7 protein-coding genes are annotated in these 7,985 nt (G+C 71.8%); 6 read left to right on the top strand and 1 reads right to left on the bottom strand.

Annotation, left to right across the window (positions count from 1 at the left end):
• The 6 genes from DY245_RS35225 to DY245_RS35250 all read left to right on the top strand — a co-directional run.
• On the top strand, positions 1-364 hold a 364-nt coding region (locus DY245_RS35225; RefSeq protein WP_181924013.1), incomplete at its 5' end, for a CGNR zinc finger domain-containing protein.
• Between the two features lie 45 nt (positions 365-409).
• Positions 410-1,003, top strand: a complete 594-nt coding sequence (locus tag DY245_RS35230) for a sigma-70 family RNA polymerase sigma factor (RefSeq protein ID WP_128511169.1) — start codon at positions 410-412, stop codon at positions 1,001-1,003.
• On the top strand, positions 1,000-1,740 hold the full coding sequence (locus DY245_RS35235) for an anti-sigma factor family protein (protein WP_128511170.1): 741 nt from the start codon (positions 1,000-1,002) through the stop codon (positions 1,738-1,740). Before DY245_RS35230 ends, DY245_RS35235 begins: the two co-directional genes overlap by 4 nt.
• Positions 1,741-1,896: 156 nt before the next feature.
• A complete protein-coding gene (locus tag DY245_RS35240; protein WP_128511171.1) occupies positions 1,897-4,254 on the top strand; it encodes a HelD family protein in 2,358 nt (785 codons plus the stop codon).
• Between the two features lie 430 nt (positions 4,255-4,684).
• Positions 4,685-6,118 (top strand): NAD-dependent malic enzyme, encoded by a 1,434-nt coding sequence (locus DY245_RS35245; RefSeq protein WP_128511172.1) that lies wholly within the window; start codon positions 4,685-4,687, stop codon positions 6,116-6,118.
• Between the two features lie 306 nt (positions 6,119-6,424).
• Positions 6,425-6,706 carry an HU family DNA-binding protein gene (locus DY245_RS35250; protein ID WP_006605312.1) on the top strand — a complete coding sequence of 94 codons (282 nt, stop codon included), beginning with the start codon at positions 6,425-6,427 and terminating at the stop codon, positions 6,704-6,706.
• A gap of 280 nt (positions 6,707-6,986) precedes the next feature.
• On the opposite strand, the gene DY245_RS35255 is transcribed toward DY245_RS35250, so the two are convergent.
• A complete protein-coding gene (locus DY245_RS35255) occupies positions 6,987-7,727 on the bottom strand; it encodes a GntR family transcriptional regulator (protein ID WP_128511173.1) in 741 nt (246 codons plus the stop codon).
• Positions 7,728-7,985 lie beyond the last annotated feature (258 nt).

Below are 7,985 nucleotides of genomic sequence, written 5' to 3' on the forward strand. Positions count from 1 at the left end.
CGCGGTGCGTACCGCGGACGGCGCCCTGGCCGCCGCGCTCCCCGGCCCGCCCGACTGCGCCGGGCTGCTGGCCGCGGTGGCCCGGGACGCGGTCGGGCTGCTGACCGACACGGTGGCGCGGGGACAGCTGCGGCAGTGCGCGGGGGAGAACTGCTCCCTGATCTATCTGGACACCTCGCGCGGCCGGCGCCGCCGCTGGTGCTCCAGCGAGGTGTGCGGCAACCGGGAGCGGGTGGCGCGACACCGGAGACGGACCATGGTGCAAAGGGTGGAGGGCGGCGGCGCCCCCGCCGTCCCGAGCGGCGGCGCCCCCGCCGTCCCCGGCCCCGCGACCGCGGCAAAAAACATTTCGGCCGGCCGCTGAACATCCCGCCCGTCCCGTCCGTACTCCTCACCGCAAGTCCGATTCATGGCCCGGCCCCGGCGATCTTGGGTGACCCGCGCTATCGACCCGGGAGTTGGAGTGCGTAAGGATGCCCTCGTGGCTGACCGGACGACACCTGATGAGGAGCTCATGCGAGCCCTCTACGACGAGCATGCGGGCCCGCTCCTCGCCTTCGTCCTGCGACTGGTGGCGGGCGACCGGCATCGCGCGGAGGACGTGGTGCAGGAGACGCTGGTGCGCGCCTGGCGCAACGCCGACCAACTGCAGCGCGCCACCGGCTCGATCCGCCCATGGCTGGTGACGGTCGCCCGGCGGATCGTGATCGACGGACACCGCAGCCGCAAGGCCCGGCCGCAAGAGGTTGATGCGACGCCGCTGGAGACGATGCCCGCCGCCGATGTGATCGACCGGGCGCTGCGCCTGATGACGATCTCCGAGGCGCTGAGCGACCTGAGCCAGGCCCACCGAGAGGCCCTCGTCGAGACGTACTTCAAGGAACGTACGGTCAACGAGGCAGCGGAGGTGCTGCGCGTGCCGGCCGGGACCGTGCGGTCCCGGGTGTTCTACGCGCTGCGCTCCCTGAGGCTCTCGCTCGAAGAACGAGGAGTGACGGAGTGACCCCGCCCACGCAGCCGGACCGGCACACCGACGTCGGCGCCTACGCGCTGGGCGTCCTGGACGCCGCCGACGCGGAACGGTTCGAGGCGCATCTGGCCTACTGTGACCGGTGCGCGGTCGAGCTTGAGGAACTGATGGGCCTGGCCCCGGTGCTGGCCGAGTTCAAGGAGTCCGCCCCCACCCCGGAGACAATCACCGCCGTCCCCGGCCCGGGGCTGCTGGACGGGCTGCTCGACGAGGTCGCCGCCACCCGCCGTGGCCGCGCCCGGCGCCGGCTGTTCCTCGTCGCCGCGGCCGTCGTGCTGATCGTCGGCGGACCGCTCGCCGCCGTCTCCCTGAAGGGCGGCACACAGGACGCGCCGGCCCCGCCGCTGGCGAACGCCGTACGCGCCCAGTACGCCGAGGGCGAGAAGGTGAGCTCCGTCGACCCGGTCACCAAGGTCTCGGCGGGCGTCTCCATGGCGGCCCGGCCCTGGGGCACCCAGGTCGTCCTCGAACTCGCCAACGTCAAGGGGCCGCTCACCTGCGATCTGGTGGCCGTCGGCAAGGACGGCCGGCGGCAGACCGTCACCACCTGGGCGGTCCCCAAGGGCGGCTACGGCATCAAGGGCAGCAGCGCGAAGTGGAACCGCGAGCCCCTGTACGCGGCGGGCGGTGCGGCCCTCAACCGCGGAGACATCGATCACTTCGAGATCAACACCCTGGAGGGCAGGCGACTGGCGACGGTGAACGTCTGAACCCAACGGTGAACGTCGGCCGGCGCAAGCCCGAAGTAAAGGTCTGAGTCAACATCCGACCGAACTCGCCCAACTTTGTCCCTATCGCCAGGTGCGCATGGTGCCCGGTTCGCGTACGGTTGACGGCTGCCCTACGCACAGCAGAAGGGGACCTGGGTGGCCGCGCACAACGCCACGCACGCACCGGATCACACATCGGATTCCGTTCGCGAACGCGAGATCGACGCCGAGCAGACACATCTGGACCGTGTCTACCGGCGCCTCGAGGAGAAGATCCACGAGGCAGAGTTTCTGATGGACGACGCCGCCAAGCGCGGCCAGGTCGGCACGCCCGGCGCATTCGCCGAGCGCGACGCCCAGGTCTTCCAGGCCGGCGTCCATCTCCACCGCCTGAATTCGGAGTACGAGGACTTCCTCTTCGGCCGGATCGACCTGCTCCTCGGCAAGGACGGAAAGAAGGGCCCGGACGGCGCCTACACCTCCGTCGAACCCGCCGAGGGCGCCATCGAGGACGGCCGCGCCGCGATCGCCGAGACGCTGCACATCGGCCGTCTCGGCGTGCTCGACGCGGACTACTCCCCGCTGGTCATCGACTGGCGGGCGCCGGCCGCCGCGCCCTTCTACCGGGCCACCCCGGTCGCCCCGGGCCGGGTCGTACGCCGGCGGGTGATCCGCTCCAAGGGCCGTAAGGTCCTCGGCGTCGAGGACGATCTGATGCGTCCGGAGATCACCGCGACGCTGGACGGCCAGGAGCTGCCGGCGATCGGTGACGGCGCGCTGATGGCCGCGCTCGGCCGGGCCCGTAGCCACACCATGCGCGACATCGTGGCATCCATCCAGGCCGAGCAGGACATGGTCATCAGGGCCCCCGCCGCGTCCGTCACCGAGGTCGAGGGCGGCCCCGGCACCGGCAAGACCGCGGTCGCCCTGCACCGCGCCGCCTACCTCCTCTACCAGGACCGGCGCCGCTACGCGGGCGGCATCCTGATCGTCTCCCCGACGCCGCTGCTGGTCGCCTACACCGAAGGCGTGCTGCCGTCCCTCGGCGAGGAGGGCCAGGTCGCCATCCGGGCGCTCGGCTCGCTCGTGGACGGCGCCGAGGCGACCGCGTACGACCCGCCGGCGGTCTCCCGCGTCAAGGGCTCCTCGCGCATGCAGAAGCTGCTGCGCAAGGCGGCCCGCGGGGCGCTGGAGCTGGCGGCGCCCGAGAGCTCCCCGGCCCGGCTGCGCGTCGTCGCGTTCGGCGGCCGGATCGAGCTGGACGCCGACGAGCTGCGCGGCATCCGGCACAACGCGCTCGGCGGCACCGCACCGGTCAACCTGCTGCGCCCGCGCGCCCGCCGGCTGATCCTGGACGCCCTGTGGTCCAAGTCGGGCGCCGCCCGCCGCTACACGGACCCCGAACTGGCCGCCGAGGCCCGTGAGGGCTTCGACGAGGACATCACCACCGAGACCGACTTCCAGGAATTCCTGGACGCGTGGTGGCCCGAGCTGACCCCGCGCGGGGTGCTGGCCGCGATGGCCGACGAACGCCGGCTGGGCCGCTGGGCGCGCCGGGTGCTCAACCCGCGTGAGGTGCGCCAACTGGCCCGCTCCCTGCGCCGGTTGGACGAGGGGGGTCACGGCCCGCTGTCGGTGCACGATGTCGCGCTGCTGGACGAGCTGCAGCTGATCCTCGGCGCCCCGATGCGCCCGGCCCGGCCGCGCGAGGCCGACCCGCTGGACCATCTGACCGGCCTGGAGGAGCTCTCGACCCACGCGGACCGCATGGGTGGCGGCCGCAGCCGCCGGGAGCGGCTGGAGGAGGAGCGCACCGACTACGCCCATGTCATCGTCGACGAGGCGCAGGATCTGACACCGATGCAGTGGCGGATGGTCGGCCGCCGCGGCCGGCACGCCACCTGGACCGTCGTCGGTGACCCGGCGCAGTCCTCGTGGTCCGACCCGGACGAGGCCGCCGTCGCCCGCGACGAGGCGCTCGGCACCCGCCCGCGCCGCCGTTTCACGCTCACCGTGAACTACCGCAACCCCGCGGAGATCGCCGAGCTGGCCGGCAAGGTGCTGGCGCTGGCGATGCCCGGTATGCAGTCGCCGAAGGCGGTCCGCTCCACGGGCCTGGAGCCGCGCTTCGCGCTCGCCGCGGACGGAGCCCGCGAGGGCCGGCCCGCCGACGACGCGGCGCTGGCCGAGGCCACGGTGGCGGAGGCCGAGCGGCTGCTGGGCGAGGTGGACGGCACGATCGGCGTCGTGGTGGCCATGAACCGCCGTGCACAGGCCCGCCGTTGGCTCGCCCCACTGGGTGAGCGGGTGGTGGCGCTGGGCTCCCTGGAAGCCAAGGGGCTGGAGTACGACGCCACGGTGGTGGTCTCGCCGGCCGAGATCGCCGATGAGTCCCCGGCCGGCCTGCGGGTGCTGTACGTGGCGCTGACCCGCGCCACCCAGCAGCTGACCGTGCTGTCCGCCGAACGGGACGAGCCGGACGCGGCGGGGGTGCCGGATCTGCTGCGGGACTGAGCGCCGCGGGACCGACCGCCGTACGGGGGGTCTTGAAATCCGTGCCCCGGGACGGGATTCGCTTCTGGGGTTGGTTTGTTAGCCTTGGTGACGGCACCGGCTCGATCCAAGCCCCCGGGCCCAACCATCGTCGCTACGAGCGACCACTTGCCGCGAGGCGAGCATGGCGGGTCGGTGCCGTCAGCATCAGCTGCGGGCGTCTCTCCTCCGGGAGAGGCGCCCGCAGCTGTTTTCGCGTGGCGGTGCTCACGCCTGCGCCGGAGGGGTTCCACTCGCCCGATCATCTCTCGTATGGTGGAAGTTGTTTTCCGAACGTGCCGCTTCTCGCGAACAAAACGTTCGCAATGCGGGGCGGCTACCGCGTACTCCGCGGTAGGTGCGACGATCGGACGGCAATCCAGCTACACGGTGAAAGCAGAGGAAGTCGGCCATGGCAACGGCGCCCAGCGTCTCCTACTCGATGACGGTCCGGCTGGAGGTGCCCGCGAGCGGAACCGCGGTCTCCCAGCTCACCACGGCCGTAGAGTCCCACGGAGGCTCGGTGACCGGCCTCGACGTCACCGCATCCGGACACGAGAAGCTCCGCATCGACGTCACCATCGCGGCGACCTCCACCGCCCACGCCGACGAGATCGTCGAGCAGCTGCGCAACATCGAGGGCGTCTCGCTCGGCAAGGTCTCCGACCGTACGTTCCTGATGCACCTCGGCGGCAAGATCGAGATGTCGTCGAAGCACCCCATCCGTAACCGTGACGACCTCTCGATGATCTACACCCCCGGTGTCGCCCGGGTCTGCCAGGCCATCGCCGACAACCCCGAGGACGCCCGCCGGCTGACGATCAAGCGCAACAGCGTCGCGGTCGTCACGGACGGCTCCGCGGTCCTCGGCCTGGGCAACATCGGTCCCAAGGCCGCACTGCCCGTCATGGAGGGCAAGGCGGCCCTCTTCAAGCGCTTCGCCGGCATCGACGCCTGGCCGATCTGCCTGGACACCCAGGACCCCGACGCGATCGTGGAGATCGTCAAGGCCATCGCCCCCGGCTTCGCGGGCATCAACCTGGAGGACATCTCCGCCCCCCGCTGCTTCGAGATCGAGGCGCGGCTGCGCGAGGCCCTGGACATTCCGGTCTTCCACGACGACCAGCACGGCACCGCCATCGTGGTGCTCGCCGCGCTCACCAACGCGCTGCGGGTCGTCGGCAAGAAGATCGAGGACGTCCGGGTCGTGATGTCCGGCGCCGGCGCGGCCGGTACCGCCATCCTCAAGCTGCTGATCGCGGCCGGTGTCCAGCACGCCGTCGTCGCCGACATCCACGGTGTGGTGCACGCCGGCCGCGCCGACCTGGTCGACGCCGACCCCGATTCGCCGCTGCGCTGGATCGCCGACAACACCAACCCCGAGGGCGTCACCGGCACCCTCAAGGAGGCCGTGGTCGGCGCGGACGTCTTCATCGGCGTCTCCGCGCCCAACGTCCTGGACGGCGACGATGTCGCGAAGATGGCCGACGGCGCGATCGTGTTCGCACTCGCCAACCCCGACCCCGAGGTCGACCCGGCGATCGCCCGGCAGACCGCCGCCGTCGTGGCCACCGGCCGCTCCGATTTCCCGAACCAGATCAACAACGTCCTGGTGTTCCCCGGTGTCTTCCGCGGCCTGCTGGACGCCCACTCCCGTACGGTGAACACCGAGATGATGCTGGCCGCGGCCGGTGCCCTCGCGGACGTCGTCCTGGAGGACGAGGTCAACCCGAACTACATCATCCCCAGCGTCTTCAACGAGAAGGTCGCGGGCGCGGTGGCCGGTGCGGTCCGGGCGGCGGCCAAGGGCAGCGAGCCGGCTGTGACGGCCACCACGACGGTCTGAGTACGGCGCGTCGCTGGACACGCCGTCGTTGGGGCCCCCATAGGGTGGCGGACAGTAAGCACCGCCGCCCTGTGGGGCCGGCCCGGAGCGGGATTGACACAGAGCGTTACCACGAACGAGGCAGTGGCGCTTTTCGTGTGACCCTCCTGGGTGCCGGATTGGCTTTACCGCCGCAGGTGGGGGCAGGATGCGTAATCGGGCGCGAGGGTCTGGCACCAGACCCGGGTCCGGGGACTGTCCGAGGACCCTGGCAGCATCGGCTTCGATCTCACGCCTCATTGGCAAGAAGAACACGGGAGTACAAACATGAACCGCAGTGAGCTGGTGGCCGCTCTGGCCGATCGCGCCGAGGTGACCCGCAAGGACGCCGACGCCGTTCTGGCCGCCCTCGCCGAGGTGACCGGCGAGGTCGTCGCCAAGGGCGACGAGAAGGTCACCATCCCCGGCTTCCTGACCTTCGAGCGCACCCACCGTGCCGCTCGCACCGCGCGCAACCCGCAGACCGGCGACCCGATCCAGATCCCGGCCGGCTACAGCGTGAAGGTCTCCGCGGGCTCCAAGCTCAAGGAAGCCGCCAAGGGTAAGTAAGACCCTCAGCACGGCGTTTTGACAGGGCGGCCATCCCTTCCAGGGGTGGCCGCCCTTTCGTGTGCCCACGGGCGGCTGCACGGCCGGTTCTGTGCGGCCTGGGGCGCTCCCACGGGTGAACGGCCGGTGAGCGCCCGGACGGTCCGCCGGATCGACGCCCAGGGCGGCCGCGTGGTGAGGCGGCCGTCCGGGTGACACCGATGCGCACCCCGTGCCCGCGCACCAAGTGCTCGGTGTCGACGAGAGCGCCGTCCATGTCGCACCGGCCGCCGGTCGGCTGTCAGTCGGCCCGGGCGCGGGCCAGTGGGTTGGCCTGGGTGGAGTTGCGTACGGAGAAGACCACCTCGCCCGGGCGGTAGCGGTCGTCGGCGGTTTCCACCGGACGGCCCTCCGCGGTGGCCGTGGTGCGGCGTACGCGCAGCAACGGACTTCCCCGTCGCACCCGCAACTTTTGGGCGTCCACGGTGCCCGCCGCGAGGGCGTCGAGATGGTGTTCTCCGTGCGCGAAGACCGGTCCGCGGGAGTCCAGGAGCGCCTGGGTGACCGACTCGCAGTCGGCCGGCAGCTCCTCGACCGCGTCGGCGATCCAGCCCGCATAAACGGTGCGCTCCAGCAGCACCGGCTCACCGTCCAGGGTCCGCACCCGCAGCACCCGCAGCACCTCGGCGTCCGGCGGCAGTTGCAGCAGGGCCGCCTCCTCGCCGTCGGCGGTGCCGCGGGCGCTGTCCAGGACCTGGCCGCCGGGGCGGTGGCCGCCGGCCCGCGCCCACCGGGCGAAGCTGCGCAGTTCGGTGAGGCTCTGGCCGGGTGCGGTGCTCAGCACGAGGTGCCGGGCGCCCTGGCGGGAGCCGATCAGCCCTTCGGCGAGCAGCGCGGCCAGGGCCTGGCGGACCGTGCCGCGTGAGACGCCGTGGGCGTCGGCGAGTTGGGCCTCCGAGGGGAGCGCGCTGCCCACGGGGTGCCGCCCGTCGGCGATCGCCCGGCGCAGTGCCTCGGCGATCTGCTGGTGGCGTCGGGTCAACGGGGCTCCTCGCGGCGGTCGTGTCAGCCGTGCACCGGTGTACGCATCCACGTAGGTACGGGGTATGCGTCTAACCGCTGTGACCAGCTCCAAACCCGTTCCGCCATCAGGCTTATGACCTGCGGCTTCCATGTCGCCAGAGGTTTGTCCGAGGTCCATCTCGCGGTGGGTTTGCCGGGGCTTGTTGACGGCGACTTGTTCATACAGGCGAAGGCCTGGAGACGCGTCAGGGGCGGCCACCCGGTCCGGGTGGCCGCC

It is taken from the genome of Streptomyces inhibens (genome assembly GCF_003389455.1).
In the GTDB taxonomy this organism is placed as follows: domain Bacteria; phylum Actinomycetota; class Actinomycetes; order Streptomycetales; family Streptomycetaceae; genus Streptomyces; species Streptomyces inhibens.

Bases quoted from the DNA above. Each gene is read 5' to 3' on its own strand.
- DY245_RS35230 (WP_128511169.1), top strand. From the start codon at position 410: ATGGCCCGGCCCCGGCGATCTTGGGTGACCCGCGCTATCGACCCGGGA.
- DY245_RS35245 (WP_128511172.1), top strand. From the start codon at position 4,685: ATGGCAACGGCGCCCAGCGTCTCCTACTCGATGACGGTCCGGCTGGAG.
- DY245_RS35250 (WP_006605312.1), top strand. From the start codon at position 6,425: ATGAACCGCAGTGAGCTGGTGGCCGCTCTGGCCGATCGCGCCGAGGTG.